Raw genomic sequence first — 21,995 nt, 5'->3', positions numbered from 1 at the left:
GACGAGGGAAGGCGGTGCGCGTGACCCGGTCGAACGACGAACGGCTCGCCGCCGACCGCGAGCCCTCCGGCGCGGACGGGCTGAGCGATCGGGATGCTGCGATCCTCGCGTTCGAACGCCAGTGGTGGCGGCACGCCGGGGCCAAGGAGCAGGCCATCCGCGAGGAGTTCGGTCTCTCGGCGGCTCGGTACTATCAATTGCTCGGTGCGCTGATCGACCGTCCGGAAGCCCTGCGCCACGACCCCATGCTCGTCAAGCGCCTGCTCCGGCTGCGCGAGGCGAGGATGGCCGCACGACACGCACGGACCCTCCCGTCCGGCGACTGACCCCAAGGACCGCATTCCCCGATGGCAGAGAAGTTCCCCCGCGACCGCTTCGACGAGATCCCGGAAGACCTGACGCGTGTCGGCGCGCACCGGGCACCCCGTCCGCGTGGCCGGGGCTGGATGGCGGTGGGATGGGCGGCGCTCGCCACGGTCCTGCTGGTCGGCGCGGGCATCTTCGGGCTGTCGCTGGTGAACGGGAGCATCTCATTCCACGGTGCCGGCGCCTCGACGAGCGGCACCGCGTCGAAGACCCCGACGGCCAGCCCGACGCCCACCATCGTGCCCACCGTTAATCCCGCGCTCAGTGTCAACGTGCTGAACGGCACCTCGACCGAGGGACTGGCGCAGAAGGTCTCCGACACGCTGACCGCAGCGGGCTGGAAGATCGGCGCCCTCGCGAATGCCGACCGCACCGACCTCGCGAACACGATCGTCTACTACGGCGACCCGGCCAACCAGGCGGCGGCCACCGGTGTCGCGCAGTCGCTTCCTGGCGCGACGATCCAGCAGAGCACGGCGTTCGCCGACACCGGGGCGGACATCACGGTCGTCATCGGCGCGAACTACAAGGGCTGATCCCCCTCCGCCCTCGCTCGCAGCCCCTGCCCGCGCCCCGCCGCGGCGGGATTTGGCGCAAATCGTGGTTATCGGAGCGCCAGAACCGCGATTTGGCGCAAATCGTGGCCGCTCAGGGCGCGGTGGGGGTCACGCGGGTCGATTGCGCCGCCAGCCCCAGCGGATGCTGGCGATGGCGACCGCCACGATCGCGAGAAGCGTGCCGCCGATCGTCGAGAACGCGAGCGCGTGCTGGGAGGTCGGCAGCAGCAGGTCGAGCAGCAGTGCGGCGACGAGCTGGCCGGCGACGGTGGCGAGGCCGAGGAGCAGCACGCCGGTGATCCGCACCAGGAGCGCAGTCACCCCGATGAAGACGCACCCGATCGCACCGCCGACGTAGAGCCACGGTTCCGGCGGCAGGTGCTTCGGGAGGCCGGACAGCGTCCAATGGCCCAGCATGAGCACGAGCAGCACGGTGGTTCCGACGGCGAAGTTGATGAAGGTGGCGCTCAGCGCACTGTCGGCCACGACCCGCACCTGACCATTGACCGCCTGCTGCCAGCCGGTGCCGAGTCCCGCGATGAACGGCAGGATCATGAGCAGGACCGGGGCGCTGCCACCGAACTGCGCCGAGACCGCCCAGGTGACGGCGCCGAGCGCCAGCAGGGCACCCACGAGCCGTGCGGGCGTCAGGGGACGGCGGGCGCCCGGGCCGATGCCGACCCGGTCGAGCACGAGTCCGCTGATCGTCTGGCCCGCGACGACGGCGACCGTGAACAGGGCCACCCCGAGGGCCGCCGCAGCGAGGCCCTGCGAGAGCACCAGGAACGAACCGGCCGCGCCGCCGCAGACGTACCACCAGCGGATGCGCCCGCCGCGCAGCGCGCCGACCACCCGGGCCAGCCCGCGCCGCCCGGCCGGTGCGACGGCCAGCGCGATCGTCAGGATGACCAGGCCCGAGCCGAACGAGATGGCGGCGGCGGTGAAGCCGTCGCCCAGCCTGCTGCCGAGCTCGCCGTTGATGCGGGACTGCACCGCCACCAGCGCGCCGCAGAGGAGCGCGATGACCAGGGCCAGCCAGAGCGGGAGCACGCGAGGGGTCACTCGCCCCACTTTAAGCCCGGCGTGGACGTTGAGGCTGGCGCGCGCGGCTCAGGGGGCGGGGGCTTCGCCGTCGGTCGGCTCGGGATGCGGCAGCCAGTCCATGTTCTCCTCGGGAGCGACCTCCTTCTCCTCGCTCAGGTCGTAGTCGTCGTCGTTCTTCTTGTCGCTCATGGCGCCACCCTACGCCCGGGCGGCGAGCGGCCCGGGCGCGGCAAGCGGCCCAGGAATGTCGGCGAGCACGCCCAGCGGCGACTCGATGGCGTCGGCGACCTCGCGCAGGAACCCGGCCGCGACACCGCCGTCGGTGACCCGGTGGTCGAACACGAGCGACAGCTGCAGGATGCGGCGCGGCACGATGCTCCCGCCGACGACCCACGGCCGCTCGATCGCACGGCCGAGACCGAGGATGGCGACCTCCGGGTGGTTGATGATCGCTGCGCTGCCGTCCACGCCGAGGCTGCCGTAGTTGTTGATCGTGAAGGTGGAGCCGGCGAGGTCGGCCGGAGGCAGGGTCCCCTCACGGGCGGCGCGGGCGAGGCGGTCGAGTTCGGTGTCCAGTTCGCGCACCGACAGGCGGTCGGCGCGCCGGACGACCGGGACGAGGAGTCCGCGGTCGGTGTTCGCCGCGAACCCGAGGTTCACGCCGTCGTAGGTGACGAGGCCCTGGCCGTCGGGTGTCACACGCCCGGCGAGTTCGGGATGCCTCGCCAGGGCGGCGAGCGCGAAACGCGACACGAACGCGAGGAACGACGGGGCGCGGCCGTCGCGGGCGAGCCGCCGGCGTCCCTCCCAGAGCTCGGTCGCATCCACATCGACCCAGACCGTGGCCTCGGGGATCTCGGAACGGCTGCGCGACATCGTCTCGGCGACGGTGCGGCGCAGCCGGGAGAACGGCGTCGTCGCGGCGACGGAGAGGCCGGTGCGGGCGTCGGTGGCATCGGGTGCGGAAACCTGGCCGGAAGGGGCCGAGCCGGTCGGGGCCGAGCGGGACGCCGCGGGGCCGGTCGGGCCCGTCGCGAACGCGGCCTCCACATCCCGCCGGGTCACCACACCGTCCGGGCGGCTCGGCCGCAGGGTCGCGAGGTCGATGCCGTGGCTGCGCGCGAGCGACCGGACCACCGGTGACACGACAGGGACGACGCGCGGATGCGTGGCGGTCGGAGTCTGTGCGGGAGCCGCCGGGCGCGCTGCTCCGGACACCCGCCCCACCGTCGACACCCGCCCGCGCCGGCGTCCACTGTGCTCGACCGTGCCGTACCCCACGAGGACCTGCCCGGATCCGCTCGATGCAGCCCCCTCATCCACCTCGATCAGCGGTGCGCCGACGAGGATCGTCTCCCCTTCGTCGCCGTGCAGCGCCGCGACGGTACCGGCGTACGGCGACGGCACCTCCACGACCGACTTGGCCGTCTCGACCTCGGCGATCGGCTGGTCGGTCGTGACGGTGTCGCCCACGGCGACCAGCCAGCGCACCAGCTCGGCGTCGGTGAGGCCCTCCCCCAGGTCCGGGAGGGTGAAGACGCGGGCGTTCACGCGTCCTCCCACTGCAACGCATCCACCGCATCCAGAATCCGGTCGACGTCGGGCAGGTAGAACTTCTCGAGCTTGGGCGGGGCGAAGGGAGTGTCGAAGCCCGTGACGCGGCGGACCGGTGCGAGCAGGTGGTGGAAGCAGCGCTCCGAGACCCGCGCCGCGATCTCCGCCGCCATGCTCGCGAAGCCGGGCGCCTCGGCGATGACGACCGCGCGGCCGGTCGCCCGGACGGCCGCGCAGACGGTCTCGTCGTCGAACGGGACGAGGGAGCGCAGGTCGATGACGCCCAGGCTGCGTCCCTCCTCCGCTGCGGCCTCGGCTGCGGCCAGCGCGACCGGCACCGAGGGGCCGTACGCGATGAGCGTGGCGTCGGTGCCCTCCCGGGCGATGCGGGCGCGCCCGATCTCGGGGAGCGGAGCTTCCGTATCCACTTCGCCGCTCGCCCAGTACAGCTTCTTGGGCTCCAGGAAGATCACGGGGTCGGGATGCGCGATCGCGGCGCGCAGGAGCCCGTAGGCATCCTGCGGGGTGGTGGGCGACAGCACGGTGAGCCCGGGGGTGTGGACGTAGTACGCCTCGGACGAGTCGGAGTGGTGCTCGACGCCGCCGATGCCGCCCGCGTACGGGATGCGGATGACCATCGGCAGCCGCACCGCGCCGCGTGTGCGGTTGCCCATCTTGGCCACGTGGTCGACGATCTGCTCGAACGCGGGATAGGCGAACGCGTCGAACTGCATTTCGACGACCGGGCGCATCCCGTTCATGGCCATGCCGACCGCGGTGCCGACGATGCCGGCCTCGGCGAGTGGAGTGTCGAAGCAGCGGTTCTCGCCGAAGCGGGCGGTCAGGCCATCGGTGATGCGGAAGACGCCGCCGAGCGGGCCGACGTCCTCGCCGAAGACCAGCACGGCCGGGTCGGCGGCGAGCGCGTCGGCGAGCGCGCGGTTGAGAGCCTGGGCCATCGTCATGGTGACCGGGGCGGCGGATGTGGCGGTGGGTGCCATGGCGGCGTCCGGGCCGCGGTCGGCGGGGGCCTCGTGCGTGAGCGTCATCGTGCGACCTCCTCGGTGCGGTCGGAGTGTGCGGATCCGGCGGCGGTGCCAGCGGCGGCGGCGGCCATCTGCTCGGCTGCGAGCAGTTCCGCCTGCTCGCGCAGCTGCGGTGTGGGCGTCGCGTAGACGTGGGCGAAGAGCTCCTCGGGGTGGGGTTCGGCGTCGGCCATCACCGCCGCGCGTAGCTCGGCGGCGATCCGCTCCGCGTGCGCGTGGGCCTCTGCGTCGTCGCCCTCGTCGAGCGCGCCCTGCGCCGTCAGCCACGTGCGCAGTCGCAGCAGCGGGTCGCGGGCGAGCCACGGCTCCACCTCGTCCTGCGTGCGGTAGCGGGTGGCGTCGTCGGCGTTGGTGTGCGACTTGATCCGGTAGGTCAGCGCCTCGACCAGCGTCGGTCCGCCGCCGTCGCGCGCTTCGGCGACCGCCTCCCCCAGGACGGCGAGGAGAGCGGCCAGGTCGTTCCCGTCGACCGCGCGGCCGCGCATCCCGTAGCCGATGCCCTTGTGGGCGATGCTGGGAGCGGCCGTCTGGCGGCTGAGCGGCACGGAGATCGCGTAGCCGTTGTTCTGCACGAGGAAGACGACCGGCAGGTGGAAGACGGCGGCGAAGTTGAGCGCCTCGTGGAAGTCGCCCTCGCTGGTCGCGCCGTCGCCGCACATCGCCAGGACCACGGTGTCCTCCCCGCGCATCCGGGCTGCGTGCGCGAAGCCGACCGCGTGCAGCAGCTGCGTCGCGAGCGGCGTGGACTGCGGGGCGACGTGGTGGAGCGTCGGGTCGTAGCCGGAATGCCAGTCGCCACGCAGCAACACGAACGCCTCGAACGGGTCGACGCCGCGCTCGATGACCGCAACGGTGTCGCGGTAGGTGGGGAACAGCCAGTCCCGCTGCTCGAGCACCATCGCGACCGCGACCTCGCAGGCCTCCTGGCCGTGCGACGACGGGTACACCGCGAGGCGGCCCTGGCGCACCAGGGCGTCCGCCTGGTCGTTGAGGCGGCGCGCCAGCACCAGACGGCGGTAGCCGTCGAGCAAGGTGTCGGTGGACGGCAGGAGCCGGCGGTCGTCCGGGTGGGACGTGCCGTCCTGGTCGATGAGCCGCAGCGGGGTGTCGCCGGGCAGCAGATCGTCCGCGTGCATCTGTTCTCCTTTGAAAGACGTCGCTCCTCCCCAGGATGACTTCGCCGGACGTAGCGCGCTACAGGTGTGACGGAATCGAGACGACCAGTGCGCCAAAACCGCTTTTCGTGTCACACTGTCCAGCACCATGGACGACATCGACGTACGCATCCTGGACGCTTTGCGCGCCGACGGCCGCGCGTCCATCACCGCGGTCGCGGACACGGCCCACGTGTCCCGGGCGAACGCCTACGCGCGGGTGGCGCGGCTGGTCTCGGACGGCGTCATCACCGGGTTCACGGCGAAGGTCGACCCGCGGCTGGCCGGCCGGGCGTCGTCCGCCTACGTCACCCTGCGCGTGGAGCAGGCGGACTGGCACGACCTCCGCGACCGGCTGAGCGGCATCCCGGAGGTCGAGCACTTCGCTCTCGTCGGCGGGGACTTCGACGTGATCCTGCTGGTGCGCGCCCGCGACAACGAGGACCTGCGGCGGGTCGTGCTGGAGGAGTTGACGAGTATCCCGTCGGTGCGCGACACCAAGACCTCGCTGGTGTTCGAGGATCACGACCTGCGATGAGCGCACGGCTTCCCGTCCGGATCGGCGACCGCGACCCTTCGCGAGCCGACTGGATGGAGCTGTTCTTCGACCTCATCTTCGTCGCGCTGGTCGGGCAGCTGGCGCACGGGCTGCACGCGCATCCGGGATTCGCGGCGCTCGGCGTCTTCCTCGTGCTGTTCGCGGCAGTGTGGTGGTCCTGGGCGAACCTGACCTTCGTGGTCGACGTGTCGCCGCAGCTGACCCGACGCGGACTGTCGCTCGTGATGCTCGCTGCGATGTTCGCGGTCGGGGCGATGGCGGTCGCGGCTCCGCAGGCGATCGGCGAGCGGGCGTGGCTGTTCGCGGCCGGGAACGCTGCCATCCGTATCGTGCTGCTGGCGGTCTGGATGCGGCTCTCCTGGCGCGACGGGGTGGCGTCGCGCATCCGGATCTCGTCGTACAACGGGGTGACGGCGGTGCTGTGGCTGGTGTCGATCTGGCTACCCGAGCCGGCCGGCTACGTGCTGTGGGCGGTCGCGATCGCGCTGGAGGTCATCCTGCTGGTGACGACGGCGTCGCGCTGGTCGTCGGGGCGCTTCGAGTCGCTCAACGTCGAACACCTGTCGGAGCGCTTCGGCCTGCTCGTGATCATCGTGCTCGGCGAGTCGGTGCTGAGCATGGTCGCGGCGGTGTCGGAGGCGTGGACCATCGCGGGCGGCGTCGTCGGCTTCCTCGGGCTGCTGATGGTCGCCCTGCTGGCGTGGTCGTTCTTCCTGTTCGGGGTGGATGCGATGCAGACCGGGCTGGAGCGGCTGCGGGAGCGGAGGGATGTGCGCGGCATCCGGGACACGGTCGCGTTCCTGCCCTTCCTGCTGCTCGCCGGGGTGACTGCGGTGTCGGCGGCGCTGGCCGAGGCGATTGCGCATCCCTTTGAGCCGCTGCCTCCCGCGCTCGCGGTGTGCCTGGGCGGCGGGATCGCCCTCTACTACGCGACGAACTCGGCCATCACGCGGCGGTACGGCGACCCGTGGCGGGTCGTGCTGGGCTGGGGCGTGCCCGCGGTGGTGCTGTCGCTGCTCCTCGTGCCGATCGGGGTGGTGCTGCCCGCGGCGGCGGCGGTCGGCTGCGCGGTGCTGGTGCTGGGGTACGTGGTGGGACACGCCGAGGTCGCCGCGCGGCGGCGCATCCCCGCGTGACGTGACCCGGGCGCGTCCCGTCCCGTCCCTTCTGTTCTACGATTTGCGCCAAATCGCGGTTCTCGCCGCCGCATAACCGCGATTTGGCGCAAATCGTGCGCGGGCAGGGGCGGAGCGGGAGCGCGCGGCTTGCCCGAAGGGACGGATTCTGAGACGATGCAATTGCTGAACGATCGTTCGGTAATTCGTCGGGTTCGAGGGAGAGCGCGATGGCGGAGGCCTACCTCGTCGGCGGCGTGCGCACGCCCGTCGGTCGGTACGGCGGCGCGCTGGCGAGCGTCCGGCCCGACGATCTGGCCGCGCTCGTCGTCGCCGAGGCGGTGCGGCGCGGGGGCGCTCCCGCCGATGCACTCGACGAGGTGATCCTCGGCGCGGCCAACCAGGCCGGCGAGGACAACCGCAACGTCGCCCGCATGGCCGTCCTCCTCGCCGGTCTTCCCGACGAGGTCCCGGCGATGACCGTCAACCGGCTCTGCGCGTCGGGACTCACCGCCGTCATCCAGGCCGCACAATCCATCCGGGCCGGGGATGCCGACTTCGTCGTCGCGGGCGGCGTCGAGTCGATGACCCGCGCGCCCTGGGTGCAGGCGAAGCCCGAGCGCGCGTACGCGAAGCCCGGGCCGCAGTTCGACACCTCCATCGGCTGGCGCTTCACCAATCCACGTCTGCTCGCTCGCGACAAGGCGACCTACACGATGCCCGAGACGGCCGAGGAGGTCGCCCGCCTCGACGGGATCACCCGCGAGGATGCGGACGCCTTCGCCCTCGCGAGCCACCGTCGCGCGGCCGCCGCCGTGGATGCGGGACGGTTCGACGCCGAGCTGCTGGCGGTCGGGACGCCGTCCGGTCCGGTCGGCGCGGACGAGGGCATCCGCCGCGACACCAGCCTGGAGGCGCTCGCCCGGCTGAAGCCGGTGGTCCCCGGCGGCAGCGTGGTCACCGCGGGCAACGCCTCCCCTCTCAACGACGGCGCGTCCGCGATCCTGGTCGCCAGCGCGGAGGCGGTCGAGCGGTTCGGGCTGCGCCCCCGGGCGCGGATCGTCGCCGCGGCGAGCGCCGGCGTCGCACCCGAGGTCATGGGGCTGGGCCCGGTCCCGGCGACCCGCAAGGCGCTCGCACGAGCCGGGCTGGAGGTCGGCGACCTGGACGCGGTCGAACTCAACGAAGCCTTCGCCAGCCAGGCCCTCGCGTGCATCCGGCGCCTCGGGCTGGACCCGGCGACCGTCAACGCCGACGGCGGCGCGATCGCCCTCGGCCACGCGCTCGGGTCCAGCGGGTCGCGCATCCTCGTCACCCTGCTCGGCCGGATGGAGCGCGAGGGCGCCCGGCGCGGACTGGCTACGATGTGCGTCGGCGTCGGCCAGGGCACCTCCCTCATCGTGGAGGCGGTATGAGCGACCAGCGGAGCCTCGCGATCGAAGAGGCCGGCGACCGGGTCGTCGTCACCCTGAACCGGCCGGACCGGCGCAACGCCATCGACCAGCGGATGGTGGACGAGCTGCACGAGGTCTGCGACGCCCTCGAGCGCACGCCGCGCATCCTCATCCTCACCGGCGCGGAGGGCGTCTTCGCGTCCGGAGCCGACATCGCCGAGCTGCGGGAGCGAACCGCCGCGGACGCCCAGCGCGGCATCAACGACACGATCTTCTCGCGCATCGCCGCCCTGCCCATGCCGGTCATCGCCGCCCTCGACGGCTACGCACTGGGAGGCGGCGCCGAGCTCGCGTACGCGGCGGACCTCCGCATCGGCACGCCGCGCCTGCGCATCGGGAACCCGGAGACGGGACTCGGGATCATCGCGGCCGCGGGCGCGCTGTGGCGGCTCCCGCAGCTGGTCGGGCTGCCGCTGGCGACCGAGCTGGTGCTGACAGGGCGCATCCTGACCGGCGAGGAGGCGCTGACCGCCGGGCTCGTGAGCGACCTGTTCGAGCCGCGCGAGCTCCTGCCGGCCGCACACGCGCTCGCCGACCGCATCGCCGCGAACGACCCGCTGGCGACCCAGCTGACCAAACGCGTGCTGCGGGCGCCGCTCGCCGAGCATCCCGCCGCCGAACGGGAGGCGCAGGCGCAGCTGTTCGAGTCGCCGGAGAAGCGGCGGAGGATGACGGAATTCCTGGAGCGGAGGAGGTCCCGATGAGTGCAGATCAGCTTCCCGATCGCGTCGCCGTGATCGGCGGAGGGCGGATGGGCGCGGGCATCGCGCACGCGTTCGTGATGGCCGGAGCGGAGGTCGCCGTGGTGGAGCGCGACGCGTCGGCCGCCCAGGAGGCGCGTGATCGCATCCTGAGCTCGGTGGAGCGCAGCGTCCTTCGTGGGGCCCCCGCGCCCGATCCGGACCGGCTGCTGGTGACCGTCACCTGGGAGGCGCTGGGCGGCGCGGGACTGGCCATCGAGGCGGTGCCCGAGCTGATCGGGCTGAAGCGGGAGGCCCTGCGACGCGCGGAGGAGCTGCTCCCCGTGGATGCGGTGCTCGCGACGAACACGTCGTCGCTGTCGATCGACGCGCTCGCCGAAGGATTGCAGCGGCCGGGCGCGTTCCTCGGCATGCATTTCTTCAACCCCGTCCCGGCCTCGACGCTCGTCGAGATCATCGCCGGCACCGCGACGGCGACGACCGCCGCGGAGGATGCGGCACGCTGGGTCGCCGCCCTCGGCAAGACGCCCATCACGGTGCGCGACTCCCCCGGCTTCGCGTCGTCCCGGCTGGGCGTGCTGCTCGGGCTGGAGGCGATCCGCATGGTGGAGGAGGGCGTCGCCACGCCGGACGACATCGACCTGGCGATGACGCTCGGCTACAAGCATCCGGTCGGGCCGCTCCGCCTGACCGACATGGTGGGGCTGGATGTGCGGCTCGACATCGCGGAGTACCTCGCGCGCGAACTCGGCCCGCGCTACGAGCCACCGGAGCTGCTGCGGCGCATGGTCGCCGAGGGGATGCTGGGGCAGAAGACCGGGAACGGCTTCTACGACTGGACTACCGATCCGGGGCGTCGACGATGAGGTTGGTGATGCGCGCGGTGCAGAGCCGGTTGCCCTCCTCGTCGCTGACCACGATCTCGTGCGACGCGATGGTGCGGCCCAGGCGGATCGCCGTCGCGACGCCGGTCACCAGCCCCGACCGGGCCGAGCGGTGGTGCGTGGCGTTGATGTCGACGCCCACAGCGCTCCGCCCCGGGCCCGCGTGGATGACGGCCGCCCACGACCCGAGCGCCTCCGCGAAGGCGACGGACGCTCCCCCGTGCAGCAGCCCGAACGACTGGCGGTTGCCCTCCACGGGCATGGTCGCCACGACGCGCTCCGCGGACTGCTCCAGGATGCGCACCCCCATCTTCACGTCGAGCTCACCCAGTTCGATCGTCCAGTCACCGTCGGCCATGCGGCCAGCATACGCATCCACTCGAGGAGCCCTGACATGATCCTGCCCAGCTACATCCGCGATGGATGGTGGACGCCCGACGCTGCCGGTGCCTCCGCCGCTGAGGTGCTCGACGCATCCACCGGCGCCCCGGTCGCCCAGGTGAGCGCCGCCGGGCTCGACCTCGCCGGCGCGCTGGAGCACGCGCGGACCGTCGGTCAGCGTTCGCTCGGCGAGCTCACTTTCCACCAGCGCGCACTGCTGCTCAAGCAGCTGGCGCAGGCGCTCACCGACCGCAAGGAGGAGCTGTACGAGCTGTCCGCGCAGTCCGGCGCGACCCGCGCCGACGCGTGGATCGACGTCGACGGCGGCATCGGCGCCCTGTTCACGTACGGGTCGAAGGGGCGCCGCGAGCTCCCGAACTCCCAGGTCGTGCTCGACGGGCCGGCGGAGCAGCTGTCGAAGGACGGCAGCTTCCTCGGACGCCACGTCTACACGCGGCTGCCTGGCGTCGCCGTGCAGATCAACGCCTTCAACTTCCCGGTCTGGGGGATGCTCGAGAAGCTCGGCCCCTCGTTCCTGGCCGGGCTGCCGACGCTGGTCAAACCGGCGACCCCGACGGCGTTCGTCGCCGAGGCCGCGGTGCGGATCATGGTGGACTCCGGGCTGCTTCCGGCCGGCACGCTGCAGCTGGTCTGCGGCCAGGTCCCCGATCTGTTCGAGAATCTCCGGCTCGGCGACCTGGTCGCCTTCACCGGCTCGGCGTCGACGGCGGAACGGCTGCGCGCGCACGACTCGGTGCAGACCGGCGGCGTGCGCTTCACCAGTGAGACCGACTCCATCAACGCTTCGGTGCTCGGCACGGATGCCGTGACCGGCACGCCCGAGTTCGACGCGTACGTGAAGGGGCTCGTCGTCGAGCTGACGGCGAAGTCGGGACAGAAGTGCACCGCGATCCGCCGCGCCATCGTCCCGGCGCCGCTCGTCGACGACGTGATCTCGGCGGTGCGCGACCGGATCGCCTCCCGGGTCGTCCTGGGCGACCCGCGCGCCGAGGGCGTGACGATGGGGCCGCTGGCATCGCGGGTGCAGCGGGAGGAGGTCCTGCGGCAGGTGGCGCGGCTCGTCGCCGCGGGCGGCGAGTTGGCGCTCGGCGGCCTCGACCAGCCGACCGTGGTGCGCGCTGACGGGACCAGCGGCGCCGCGCCGGATGGTGCGTTCGTCGCTCCCGTGCTGCTCCGGTTCGCCGACGCGTGGACGCCGGAGGCGCACACGGTGGAGGCGTTCGGGCCGGTGGCGAGCATCCTCCCGTACGACAGCGTGGAGGAGGCCGTCGCTCTCGTCGCGCGCGGCGGCGGGTCGCTGGTCACCAGCGTCGCGACGCACGATCCCGACTTCGCCCGCACCTTCGTGCTCGGCTCCAGCGCCTACAACGGCCGCATCCTGGTCCTGGACCGGGACGACGCGCGCACCTCAACGGGCCACGGCTCGCCGATGCCGCACCTCGTGCACGGCGGACCCGGGCGTGCGGGCGGCGGCGAGGAGCTCGGCGGGATCCGCGCGGTGCTGCACCACATGCAGCGGACGGCGCTGCAGGGCTCGCCCGACCTGCTGACCGCGATCACCGGGGTGTGGCATCCGGGAGCGGCGGCGCACACCGGCGAACAGCATCCCTTCCGCAAGTCGCTGGCGACCCTGCGGATCGGGGATCAGGTGCAGGCAGGGCCGCGCCAGGTCTCGCTCGACGACATCGAGGACTTCGCGACCTCGACGGGCGACACCTTCTATGCGCACATGGACGAGGAGGCGGCGGCCGCGAATCCGTTCTTCCCTGGCCGGGTGGCGCACGGGTACCTGCTCGTCTCGTGGGCGGCCGGCCTCTTCGTCGACCCCGCGCCCGGTCCGGTTCTCGCCAACTACGGCCTGGAGGACCTGCGCTTCCTGACGCCTGTCGTCCCCGGTGACAGCATCCGCGTGGCGCTCACCGCAAAGCAGATCACCCCGCGCGAGACCGACGACTACGGCGAGGTGCGCTGGGACGCCCGCATCCTGAACCAGCGCGACGAGCTCGTGGCCACCTACGACGTCCTCACCCTCGTCGCCAAGTAACCCCCTCCCCCGTACGTAGCCCCCGAGCACAGGAAAAGTGCGGTCGAATCGCCCGATCGGCAACAAATTTCCTGTGCTCGGCGGCTACGGGATCGGGTCAGCGGAGGGCCAGGGCGAGGATGGTGTCGGCGAGGTCGTCGGGGGTGAGGGGGCCGCGGGGGGTGTACCACTCGGTGAGGGAGTTGATCATGCCGAAGAGGAGGCGCGCCACGACGGCGGGGTCGGCGTCGGTCCGCAGCGAGCCTTCGTCCCGGGCCTCGGCGACGAGGGCGGCGACGGCGTGGTCGAACGCGCGCCTGCGAGCGAGCGCCGCACGCTCCACCTCGGTGTTGCCGCGCACCCGCAGCAGCAGCGTCACGTACGGGAGGCGGTCGGCGAGCACGCGGACCGCCCCGCGCAGCACGAACGCCAGCCGGTCGGCGGCTGGCCCGTCGTTCGCCGCGGGGGCGAGCAGCACACCCTCCAGACCGTCGAGCGCCTCGTCGAGGGCCAGGCCGAGCAGCTCGTCCTTCGACGCGACGTGGTGGTAGATCGCCGACTTCGACAGGCCGAGCCGCTCGGCCAGCATGCCGATCGAGGTCGCGTCGTAGCCGTACTCGTTGAACGCGGTGACGGCGACCTCGAGGATGCCGCGCTGGTCGTATCCCGGCCGTCCGCGACGCAGCACATCGCTGCCCGCGGCCTCGGTCGCGGCCTCGGTCGCGGCCTCGGTCGCAGCCTCGGTCGCAGCCTCGGTCTCCACAGCGTCGGTCATGCGCCCAGTCTGGCATGCAGCCCCTCCATGCGGATATACTGACCGAACGATCAGTAAGTATTGATCCGCGACTGGAGGGTCGATGATGACCACCGCCACCACCGAGACGGACGACGTCGTCGGCCAGGCCCGCTTCGACGAGCTCATCGCCGCCGACAACCGCGTCGAACCGCGCGACTGGATGCCCGACGACTACCGCCGCACGCTCATCCGCCAGATGTCGCAGCACGCGCACTCCGAGATCATCGGGATGCAGCCCGAAGCCAACTGGATCACGCGCGCTCCGAGTCTGAAGCGCAAGGCCATCCTGATGGCGAAGGTCCAGGATGAGGCGGGCCACGGTCTCTACCTCTACTCGGCCACCGAGACGCTCGGCATCACCCGCGACGAGCTCACCGAGCAGCTGCTGTCGGGCAAGGCCAAGTACTCGTCGATCTTCAACTACCCGACCCTGAGCTGGGCCGACATCGGTGCGATCGGCTGGCTCGTCGACGGCGCGGCGATCTGCAACCAGGTGCCGCTCTGCCGCTGCTCGTACGCTCCCTACGGCCGTGCGATGGTCCGCATCTGCAAGGAGGAGTCGTTCCACCAGCGGCAGGGATTCGAGATCCTGCTGTCGCTGATGCGCGGCACCCCCGAGCAGCAGCGCATGGCTCAGGATGCGGTCGACCGCTGGTACTGGCCGTCGCTGATGATGTTCGGCCCGCCGGACGCCGACTCCCCCAACTCCGCCCGCTCGATGGCGTGGAACATCAAGCGCTTCTCGAACGACGAACTGCGACAGCGGTTCGTCGCGATGCTCGTCCCGCAGGCGGAGGCCCTGGGCGTGACCCTTCCCGACCCGGACCTGCGCTGGAACGAGGAGCGCCAGGCCTACGACCTCGGCCCGATCGACTGGACCGAGCTGCACGAGATCATCGCGGGCCGCGGCCCGTGCAACGCCCAGCGCCTGCAGCGGCGCCGCGAGGCGCACGAGGAGGGACGCTGGGTGCGGGAGGCCGCGGCGGCGTACGCCGCGAAGCAGGCCGAGGCGCGCGCCGGAGCGGGGGCCGCGGCATGACCGCCGAGCGCCCGACCTCCGAGCACCCGGCCACCGAGCCGTGGCCGCTCTGGGAGGTCTTCGTCCGCGCATCCCGCGGCCTGAGCCACGTCCACGTCGGCTCCCTGCACGCGCCCGACGAAGAGCTCGCCGTGCGCAACGCCCGCGACCTGTACACGCGCCGCGGCGAGGGAGTCTCGATCTGGGTCGTCCCCTCCGACGCGATCACGGCGAGCGACCCGGACGCGAAGGGCGCCTTCTTCACCTCCCCCGCCGGCAAGAACTACCGGCACGCCACCTATTACACCGCTGCGGACGGGGTGAAGCACCTATGACCGACGCCCACCTCGACCACGGCCACGTCGAACTCAGTGCGGTGACCCTCTCCGACGAGTTCGTCGCGTCCGACATCCCGCCGACCCCCGAGGTCGCCGAGTACGCCCTCTGGCTCGGCGACGACTCCCTCGTACTGGCCCAGCGGCTGGGCATGTGGATCACGCGCGCACCCGAGCTGGAGGAGGATGTCGCGCTCGCGAACATCGCGCTCGACCTGCTCGGCCACGCCCGCTCGCTGCTGCGGTACGCGGGCTCTGCCTCAGGGCGCACGGAGGACGACCTGGCCTACTGGCGCGACGAGGGCGGGTTCCGTTCTGCGCACCTGTTCGAGCAGCCGAACGGCGACTTCGCGCACACGATCGTCCGCCAGTTCGCCGCCTCCCACTATCTGTACCTGCTCTACGACCGGCTGCGCGCCTCCACCGACCCCGTGCTGGCCGGGGTCGCTGCGAAGGCGGTCAAAGAGGTCGACTACCACCGGGACCACGCCGACCAGTGGATGCTGCGCCTCGCGCTCGGCACGGACGAGTCCCGTCGCCGCACCCTCCGCGCGCTGGAGGACGTATGGCCGTACGTCGACGAACTGTTCTCGGACGAATCGGGCGGAGACGGGCGGCTCCTGGACGCGCTGGACGGCATCGCCGTCCGCCCGTCCTCCCTCCGCGCCGCGTTCGACGCCGACATCGCGCCGGTGCTCACGGAGGCCGGACTCGAACTGCCGCAGGCGTTCCATGCGGCGGGCGGCGGCCGGCGCGGGCGCCACTCCGAGTACCTGGCGCCGTTGCTCGCCGAGCTGCAGGTGCTGGCACGTCAGCATCCGGGGGCGTCATGGTGACGCATCACGCCGACGCCGCGCGGGCGTGGTCCGCGGCCGCCGCAGTCGTGGACCCGGAAGTGCCCGTCGTGAGCATCGACGACCTGGGCGTGCTGCGCGAGGTGACCGTCTCCGACGACGGCGTGGAGGTCGTCATCACGCCGACCTACTCCGGCTGCCCCGCGATGGATGCGATCCGCGAGGATGTGGTCCGCGCCCTCTCGGCCGCGGGATTCGCTGAGGTGCGCGTGCGGCTCGCCCTCTCCCCCGCGTGGACCACCGACTGGATCAGCGCCGCCGGCCGCTCGGCCCTCAAGGAGTACGGCATCGCCCCGCCGTCGATGACGGGGGGCCCGGTCAGGCTCAGCCTCTCGGTGAAGTGCCCGCACTGCGGCTCGCTCGACACCCGCGAGGTGGCCCACTTCGGCTCCACCGCGTGCAAGGCGCTGTTCGTCTGCCGCGCCTGCGGCGAGCCCTTCGATCACTTCAAGGCGCTCTGAGGATGGCGCGCGCCCGCTTCCACACGCTCGCGGTCGCCGAGGTGCGTCCGCTGACCGCCGCGAGCGTGGAGGTGACCTTCGCCGTCCCCGACGAGCTCCACGGCGAGTACGACTACCTCCCCGGCCAGCACGTCGCGCTGCGCGCCCACGTCGCGGGTCGCGAGCTGCGGCGCAGCTACTCCCTGTGCCGCCCGCCCGCTCCCGGCCGGATCAGCGTCGCGATCAAGCGCGACCTCGGCGGAGCCTTCTCCACCTGGGCGACCAGCGAGCTTCGGCCCGGCGACCGGATCGACGTGATGAGTCCCCAGGGCACGTTCACCCTCGATCCCGCGCGGACCGCGGGCCACCACATCGTCGGCATCGCCGCAGGATCGGGCATCACTCCGCTGATGGCGCTGGCCACCGGCATCCTGAGCGACTCCCCCACCTCGCGCGTGACGCTGGTCTACACGAACCGGACGGCCATCGACGTCATGTTCCTGGAGGAACTGGCGGACCTCAAGGACCGCTACCCATCGCGCCTCGCGCTCCACCACGTCCTGTCACGGGAGCAGCGGTCGGCTCCCCTTCTTTCCGGCCGCATCGACGAGGAGCGGCTGCGGAGGATGCTCGACACGCTGGTGCCGCCGGACACCGTCGACGAGTGGTTCCTCTGCGGGCCGTTCGAGCTGGTGCAGCTGTGCCGGGATGTGCTGGAGTCGTACGGGGTGGCGCGCGAGCGCGTCCACTTCGAGCTGTTCACCACCGGCGAGCCCGGCGAGGTGCGCGGCGACAGCGGGCGGCCGGTGGTCGTCCACGACGGCGAGCGCACGGCCGACATCGAGTTCACGCTGGACGGTCTCACGTCGACCGTGACGACACCGGTGGATGCGAACGAGTCGGTGCTGAACGCCGCTCTCCGCGTGCGACCGGACGTGCCGTTCGCCTGCACCGGCGGCGTCTGCGGCACCTGCCGAGCGCGGCTGATCTCGGGCGATGTGCGGATGACGGAGAACTACGCCCTGGAGCCGGACGAGCTGGAACGCGGCTACGTGCTCACCTGCCAGTCGCATCCACTGACCGACCGCGTCGTCGTCGACTACGACGTCTGAGAGGAGCCGCGTGATCGAGCTGGAGATCGCCGACGGGATCGCCCGGGTGACGCTGAACGCGCCCGAGCGGCTGAATGCTCTCGGGCCGGACGACCTGCGCGCCCTGTCTGCGGCGTACGCGGACGCCGAGGCCGCCGGCGTGCGCGCCCTGGTCTTGCGGGGCGAGGGTCGCGCGTTCTGCGCCGGCCGCGACATCGCCGGGGTGGATCCGGCGACGGATGACGTCTCGGGTTACCTCGACGACCTGGTGACGCCGCTGCTGCGACGGATCGCGGACTTCCCCGCGCCGACGTTCGCCGCCGCTCAGGGGGCGTGCCTCGGCGTCGGACTCGGGCTGCTGGTGGCGACCGACGTCGTCTACGTGGCAGAGGATGCGAAGGTCGGTTCGCCGTTCGCCGCCCTCGGCGCCGCCCTCGACTCGGGCGGGCACTGGCTGCTCGTCTCGCGGCTGGGCCCGCACCGCGCTCTCGACCTCATCTATTCGGGCCGGCTCCTCTCGGGCACTGAGGCGGTCGCGGGCGGCCTGTTCTCGCGGGCGCTGCCGTCGCCGTCGCTACGGGAGGAAGTGGATGCCGCCGCCGCGGCCGCCGCGACGGGAGCCACGCAGGCGTTCCTGGCGAGCAAGCGGATCGTAGCGGGCCTGCGCGACGGCTCCCTCAGCCTCTGGTCCTCGGTCGCCGCCGAGAACGCCGCGCAGGCGGCCCTCCGCGACACGGACGACTACCGCGAGGGCTTCCGCGCCTTCCAGGAGAAGCGCAACCCGCACTTCACCGGCCACTGACCCGTCCCACTCCCCCCTTTCCTTCCGCCGAGGTGCACGTAGTGGCGGCTATTCCGCGGGTTTTTCGACCACTACGTGCACTTCGCGGGATGGAAGAGGGGGGTTACGCGACGCGCGTAGCAAGGAGGCGCTCCACGGCGGCGAGCGGGATGGGGATCCAGGACGGGCGGTGCCGCGCCTCGTACGCGATCTCGTACACGGCCTTGTCGAGCTCGAACGCGTCGAGCAGCAGCCGGAAGTCGTCCATCTCGGCACCCGCGACCGACGCGTAGCCCCCGAGGTACGTCCGTCGCGCATCCGCCGCCCAGCTACTCGCATCCACCGGCGTATCACGCCGCGCCAGCGAGCCGGCGACGTAGTCGAACGACCGAAGCATCCCGGCGACATCGCGCATGGTGGCGTCCGGGATGGCGCGCTCCGCCAGCGGCCGCAGCGGCTCGCCCTCGAAATCGATGAACTGCCACCCCCGCTCGGCCGAAAACAGCACCTGCCCCAGGTGCAGGTCCCCGTGGATGCGCTGCAGCAGTGGCAGCGGCGCGGCGGCCGCCTCCTCGTACACCGCCGCGATCCCGGCCCTCAGCTCCTCGACCTCCGGAACCTCGGTCGTCGTGACCGTCAGCCGGCGGAACATGCCGTCCAGCGCGACGGCCACGTCCTCTCTCGAGGCACGCGAGGTCGGCAACGCCTGCGCCAGGAGCCGGTGCAGCTCCGCCGTGCCCGACCCGAGGTCGAAGGCGCGGTCTGTGAAGTCCTCGCCGCGTTCGGCGGCGCTGACGGCCAGCTCCCACCCGTCCTCTGCACCGGGGACGAAGTCCTGCATGAGGGCGAGCTCGCCGGAGGCCGTGCGGCCGTCCGCGGTGGGCCAGCGGCCGGTCAGCCAGCCGAGCAGCGACGGGGTGCGCCGCGAACCGTTGCGAGTCAGCGCGGCGAGAGTGGACACATCCGGATTCTCTCCGTCCTGGACCACCCGGAAGACCTTGATGAGGACGCGACGCCCGTCCTCCAGCTCTCCCACGATGGAGGTGTTGGACTGCTCGCCCGTGAGCCTGCGGGAGGAGCGCACCGCCACCCGCTCGCCGAGCGTGTGCCCCTGAGCGTGCGCCTCACGGCCCTCGGCGCGCTCGGCGCCCATCATCAGCTGGACGAGGGTCGCGACATACGCCTCCTCGGTCGGGCCGTCGTAGAGGTATCGGCCGCCGGCTTCGCCGATGAGGGCCGCCTCGTCGCCGTCGCGCTCTGGCCGGGCCACCACGGGCACCTGGTAGACGCGCGGGGTCCGCGGCGCGTCGTCGCAGAAGAAGTGAGTGACGATGCGGGCATCCGTGGCCGCCGGTTCGGCGTCGAAGGAGGCGAGAAGGCGCAGGCGGGGTTCGACGTTCTTCGTCGAGTACCAGCGCTGGCGCCGCATCCACGTGCCGACGAGCTCGGTGAGTTCGGTCATATCCGAACCGTACGCCCGCACCCGCGGTTGCGCGCAGGGGTTCGCACGGAATCCTCAGCGGGTGCCGAGCACGACGCCGCGCGCGGCCATGAAGGGCTGCGGGTCGATCTGCAGGCCGTTGACGTGGACCTCGAAATGGAGGTGGCAGCCCGTCGAGAGGCCTGTCGATCCCACCTGGGCGATCGGCTGGCCCGCTGCGACCTGCTGCCCGACCGTCACTCCGATACCGCCGTCCCGGATGTGGCCGTAGGCGGTCTCGACGCCGCCGCCGTGGTCGATGAGCACGTAGTTGCCGTAGCCGCTGAACGGTCCGGCCCGCTCGACCGTGCCGGCGGCGGCCGCGTAGATGGTGGTGCCGCAGGAGGCCCCGATGTCGTCGCCGGGGTGGAACGGATCCGTCCCGAGGGGCCGGGAGGGACGGGGGCCGAACACGTCGGTCAGGCCGCCGTGGACCGGGAGCGCCCAGCCGCCCGCGACGAGCGCCGGGTCGGAGGTCAGCACCTGCCAGCCCGAGCCCGCCTCGATGACGGTCGGCGCGGACGCGAGGGCCGCGGACGCCGCATCCACCCGCGACTGCGCCTCGGCGACCGCCTGCCGGCTGCCGTCCAGGTCGATCGCGCCGACGGCGTCCACAGCGCTCTGCGCCTGTCGCGCCAGCTTCTGCGCGGCCTGCTTCTCGGCCGTGGCCGTACGGATGGCCGCATCGCGGTGCGCGGTGAGCGTCGCGAGCCGGTCGGCGGCGCCCAGCTTCGTCAGCAGGTCGCCCGGACCCTGCAGGGCAGTGCTGAGCGGGTCGCGGGCGAGGAAGTGCGCGCCGGAGGAGCGGAGCAGGGCGGTGGCGAGCGCCGCCGCTTCGCCGGCCCGCTTCTTTTCGGCCTGAGCCTGCTTCAGGAGAGCATCGGCCGCCGCCTGTGCCCGGTCGTGCTCGCGCTGCATGCTGTCGGACTGCTGGGTGGCGTCGGAGAGCTGCTGCTGTGCCGCGGCGAGCTCGCTCGCCAGCTGGACGGTCTGCTCGAGCTGCGAGGGGTCCACCTGATCGAACGCCGGGAGGTCGGGGACGGTCAGCGTGATGTCGTCGCTGGGCGGCGGCGTGGTTCCGGAGTCGGTGGGCGGCGGAGGCGTCGTCGGATCCGGCGTCGGAGTCGGGGTCGGTGTCGGGGTCGGTGTCGGGTCGGGCGTCGGTGTGGGATCGGGGGTCGGCGTCGGGTCGGGGGTCGGCGTCGGATCAGGCGTCGGAGTCGGGTCCGCCGTCGGTGTGGGGTCGGGACTTGTCGTGGGAGCCGGGCTCGGGGTCTCCGTCGCAGACTCCGTCGGCGCGGGCGTGGACGCGCACGCGACACCGCAGTCCTCGGCCGAGGCCGCCGTCGGGAAGGCCAGCACACCCCCCGCGACCAGCGCGAGGACCACGCCAGCATGAAGGAGGCGCGGCCCCCCGGACCGCGTCGCCGTCCTGGGCACCGCGAACGCTCTGCGCATGATGTGAGCGGGTCGACCGCAGACGCCGTCGACCCGTAATGAGATGTTCTCACCGACGTCTGCCAGGAGCAAGGCACCCGAACAGGGTTGGATGCGGCTCACAGGCTCGGCACGTTACGGTGAGAGATTGTGACCGACAGTACCGCCACCGCGCGCCCGCGGCGCTCCGCGCGACGCACGTCCAGCTGGAAGACCCTGCTGCGGGATGTGGTGGTCATCTTCGTCGTCGCCGTCCTGGTCTCGTTCCTGATCAAGACCTTCGTCGCGCGCTCCTTCTACATCCCGTCCGGATCGATGGAGAACACCCTCCAGATCAACGACCGGATCATCGTGAACGAGCTGCAGCCGAAGGTGTTCGGCCTGCAGCGCGGCGACGTCGTGGTCTTCAAAGACCCGGGCGGCTGGCTGCCCCCGGCCCCGCCGGAGACCGGCAACGCCGTCCAGCAGGGCATCGGCGCCGTGCTCGACTTCGTCGGGCTCGGAGCCTCCGACTCCGACCAGCACCTCGTAAAGCGCCTCATCGGGCTGCCCGGCGATCACATCACCTGCTGCAACGCCCTCGGCCAGATGAGCGTCAACGGCGTCCCGCTGAAGGAGCCGTACGTGCTCCTCCCGGCCGGAGTGCAGGCCGTCTCGGAGAAGTCGTTCGACGTCACCGTCCCGGAGGGTTCGGTCTGGGTGATGGGCGACAACCGGTACAACTCGGCCGACTCCCGGTACCACATGGACGATCCGGGAAAGGGATTCGTCCCCCTGTCGGATGTCGTCGGCAAGGCCTTCGTGGTCAGCTGGCCGGTCAGCCACTGGAGCTGGCTGGACGACTACCCGGACGTCTTCCGCGGCGTCGAGCGCGAAGACAAGTAAGCAGCGGACCCGCGGCGGG

The 21,995-nt window shown here is 72.1% G+C and carries 24 protein-coding genes; 15 read left to right on the top strand and 9 right to left on the bottom strand.

Features of this window, described 5'->3' with window-relative positions; all coding sequences use genetic code 11:
• The first annotated feature begins 14 nt into the window (after positions 1-14).
• Together P3F85_RS03420 and P3F85_RS03415 are read left to right on the top strand one after the other, a co-directional pair.
• Positions 15-326, top strand: coding sequence for a DUF3263 domain-containing protein (locus P3F85_RS03420; RefSeq protein ID WP_374009854.1), 312 nt, complete (start codon positions 15-17; stop codon positions 324-326).
• A 21-nt stretch (positions 327-347) separates the two neighbouring features.
• Positions 348-902, top strand: coding sequence for a LytR C-terminal domain-containing protein (locus tag P3F85_RS03415; RefSeq protein ID WP_374009853.1), 555 nt, complete (start codon positions 348-350; stop codon positions 900-902).
• A 129-nt stretch (positions 903-1,031) separates the two neighbouring features.
• Here the strand turns inward: P3F85_RS03415 and P3F85_RS03410 are convergent, their stop codons facing one another.
• Genes P3F85_RS03410 through pdhA form a run of 5 tightly spaced genes read right to left on the bottom strand, consistent with a single transcriptional unit; the run spans position 1,032 to position 5,703 of the window.
• Positions 1,032-1,985: a DMT family transporter gene (locus P3F85_RS03410; RefSeq protein ID WP_374009852.1), complete on the bottom strand. Its 954-nt coding sequence runs from the start codon at positions 1,983-1,985 to the stop codon at positions 1,032-1,034.
• A gap of 48 nt (positions 1,986-2,033) precedes the next feature.
• Positions 2,034-2,156, bottom strand: coding sequence for a hypothetical protein (locus P3F85_RS03405; RefSeq protein WP_374009851.1), 123 nt, complete (start codon positions 2,154-2,156; stop codon positions 2,034-2,036).
• A 9-nt stretch (positions 2,157-2,165) separates the two neighbouring features.
• Entirely contained in the window at positions 2,166-3,518 is a 1,353-nt protein-coding gene (locus tag P3F85_RS03400; RefSeq protein ID WP_374009850.1) for a dihydrolipoamide acetyltransferase family protein, read from the bottom strand.
• Entirely contained in the window at positions 3,515-4,570 is a 1,056-nt protein-coding gene (locus P3F85_RS03395) for an alpha-ketoacid dehydrogenase subunit beta (protein ID WP_374009849.1), read from the bottom strand. Before P3F85_RS03395 ends, P3F85_RS03400 begins: the two co-directional genes overlap by 4 nt.
• Positions 4,567-5,703 carry a pyruvate dehydrogenase (acetyl-transferring) E1 component subunit alpha gene (gene pdhA, locus P3F85_RS03390; RefSeq protein WP_374009848.1) on the bottom strand — a complete coding sequence of 379 codons (1,137 nt, stop codon included), beginning with the start codon at positions 5,701-5,703 and terminating at the stop codon, positions 4,567-4,569. Before pdhA ends, P3F85_RS03395 begins: the two co-directional genes overlap by 4 nt.
• 127 nt (positions 5,704-5,830) lie before the next feature.
• Between pdhA and P3F85_RS03385 the strand changes: the two genes are divergently transcribed.
• From P3F85_RS03385 to P3F85_RS03365, 5 genes are all read left to right on the top strand, one after another.
• The gene (locus P3F85_RS03385; protein WP_374009847.1) at positions 5,831-6,259 is read left to right on the top strand and encodes an Lrp/AsnC family transcriptional regulator; all 429 of its coding nucleotides are present in this window, start codon (positions 5,831-5,833) and stop codon (positions 6,257-6,259) included.
• Positions 6,256-7,416, top strand: coding sequence for a low temperature requirement protein A (locus P3F85_RS03380; RefSeq protein WP_374009846.1), 1,161 nt, complete (start codon positions 6,256-6,258; stop codon positions 7,414-7,416). Before P3F85_RS03385 ends, P3F85_RS03380 begins: the two co-directional genes overlap by 4 nt.
• Before the next feature lie 209 nt (positions 7,417-7,625).
• Positions 7,626-8,810: an acetyl-CoA C-acyltransferase gene (locus tag P3F85_RS03375; RefSeq protein WP_374009845.1), complete on the top strand. Its 1,185-nt coding sequence runs from the start codon at positions 7,626-7,628 to the stop codon at positions 8,808-8,810.
• Positions 8,807-9,553, top strand: coding sequence for an enoyl-CoA hydratase/isomerase family protein (locus P3F85_RS03370; protein ID WP_374009844.1), 747 nt, complete (start codon positions 8,807-8,809; stop codon positions 9,551-9,553). The genes P3F85_RS03375 and P3F85_RS03370 overlap by 4 nt, the downstream gene beginning before the upstream one ends.
• Entirely contained in the window at positions 9,550-10,416 is an 867-nt protein-coding gene (locus tag P3F85_RS03365) for a 3-hydroxyacyl-CoA dehydrogenase family protein (protein ID WP_374009843.1), read from the top strand. Before P3F85_RS03370 ends, P3F85_RS03365 begins: the two co-directional genes overlap by 4 nt.
• Here the strand turns inward: P3F85_RS03365 and P3F85_RS03360 are convergent.
• Positions 10,391-10,792 (bottom strand): PaaI family thioesterase, encoded by a 402-nt coding sequence (locus P3F85_RS03360; protein WP_374009842.1) that lies wholly within the window; start codon positions 10,790-10,792, stop codon positions 10,391-10,393. The genes P3F85_RS03365 and P3F85_RS03360 overlap by 26 nt on opposite strands.
• A 36-nt stretch (positions 10,793-10,828) precedes the next feature.
• Between P3F85_RS03360 and paaZ the strand changes: the two genes are divergently transcribed.
• Positions 10,829-12,880 (top strand): phenylacetic acid degradation bifunctional protein PaaZ, encoded by a 2,052-nt coding sequence (gene paaZ / locus P3F85_RS03355; RefSeq protein WP_374009841.1) that lies wholly within the window; start codon positions 10,829-10,831, stop codon positions 12,878-12,880.
• Positions 12,881-12,977: 97 nt separating this feature from the next.
• Here paaZ and P3F85_RS03350 read toward each other — a convergent pair whose 3' ends face one another.
• The gene (locus P3F85_RS03350) at positions 12,978-13,634 is read right to left on the bottom strand and encodes a TetR/AcrR family transcriptional regulator (RefSeq protein ID WP_374009840.1); all 657 of its coding nucleotides are present in this window, start codon (positions 13,632-13,634) and stop codon (positions 12,978-12,980) included.
• A gap of 85 nt (positions 13,635-13,719) precedes the next feature.
• On the opposite strand from P3F85_RS03350, the gene paaA reads away from it, so the two are divergent.
• Genes paaA through P3F85_RS03320 form a run of 6 tightly spaced genes read left to right on the top strand, consistent with a single transcriptional unit; the run spans position 13,720 to position 18,195 of the window.
• Complete coding sequence (gene paaA, locus P3F85_RS03345) at positions 13,720-14,694, top strand: 1,2-phenylacetyl-CoA epoxidase subunit PaaA (protein ID WP_374009839.1); 975 nt, start codon at positions 13,720-13,722, stop codon at positions 14,692-14,694.
• The gene (gene paaB / locus P3F85_RS03340) at positions 14,691-15,008 is read left to right on the top strand and encodes a 1,2-phenylacetyl-CoA epoxidase subunit PaaB (protein ID WP_374009838.1); all 318 of its coding nucleotides are present in this window, start codon (positions 14,691-14,693) and stop codon (positions 15,006-15,008) included. Before paaA ends, paaB begins: the two co-directional genes overlap by 4 nt.
• On the top strand, positions 15,005-15,844 hold the full coding sequence (paaC, locus tag P3F85_RS03335; protein WP_374009837.1) for a 1,2-phenylacetyl-CoA epoxidase subunit PaaC: 840 nt from the start codon (positions 15,005-15,007) through the stop codon (positions 15,842-15,844). Before paaB ends, paaC begins: the two co-directional genes overlap by 4 nt.
• A complete protein-coding gene (gene paaD, locus P3F85_RS03330) occupies positions 15,838-16,323 on the top strand; it encodes a 1,2-phenylacetyl-CoA epoxidase subunit PaaD (protein WP_374009836.1) in 486 nt (161 codons plus the stop codon). The genes paaC and paaD overlap by 7 nt, the downstream gene beginning before the upstream one ends.
• Positions 16,324-16,325: 2 nt before the next feature.
• Positions 16,326-17,414 (top strand): 1,2-phenylacetyl-CoA epoxidase subunit PaaE, encoded by a 1,089-nt coding sequence (gene paaE, locus P3F85_RS03325; protein WP_374009835.1) that lies wholly within the window; start codon positions 16,326-16,328, stop codon positions 17,412-17,414.
• A gap of 10 nt (positions 17,415-17,424) precedes the next feature.
• Positions 17,425-18,195, top strand: a complete 771-nt coding sequence (locus tag P3F85_RS03320; RefSeq protein WP_374009834.1) for an enoyl-CoA hydratase/isomerase family protein — start codon at positions 17,425-17,427, stop codon at positions 18,193-18,195.
• A 103-nt stretch (positions 18,196-18,298) separates the two neighbouring features.
• On the opposite strand, the gene P3F85_RS03315 is transcribed toward P3F85_RS03320, so the two are convergent.
• Together P3F85_RS03315 and P3F85_RS03310 are read right to left on the bottom strand one after the other, a co-directional pair.
• Positions 18,299-19,636, bottom strand: coding sequence for a phosphotransferase (locus tag P3F85_RS03315; protein ID WP_374009833.1), 1,338 nt, complete (start codon positions 19,634-19,636; stop codon positions 18,299-18,301).
• A 54-nt stretch (positions 19,637-19,690) separates the two neighbouring features.
• The gene (locus P3F85_RS03310; RefSeq protein ID WP_374009832.1) at positions 19,691-21,043 is read right to left on the bottom strand and encodes a peptidoglycan DD-metalloendopeptidase family protein; all 1,353 of its coding nucleotides are present in this window, start codon (positions 21,041-21,043) and stop codon (positions 19,691-19,693) included.
• A gap of 198 nt (positions 21,044-21,241) precedes the next feature.
• On the opposite strand from P3F85_RS03310, the gene lepB reads away from it, so the two are divergent.
• Positions 21,242-21,976 carry a signal peptidase I gene (gene lepB / locus P3F85_RS03305; RefSeq protein ID WP_374009831.1) on the top strand — a complete coding sequence of 245 codons (735 nt, stop codon included), beginning with the start codon at positions 21,242-21,244 and terminating at the stop codon, positions 21,974-21,976.
• Positions 21,977-21,995: the final 19 nt, after the last annotated feature.

Origin of the sequence: Leifsonia sp. T36S-04, assembly GCF_042465655.1 — a bacterium.
In the GTDB taxonomy this organism is placed as follows: domain Bacteria; phylum Actinomycetota; class Actinomycetes; order Actinomycetales; family Microbacteriaceae; genus Leifsonia.
Note: the sequence above shows the minus strand (reverse complement) of the source record. Positions and strands in the feature narration are given on the sequence as shown.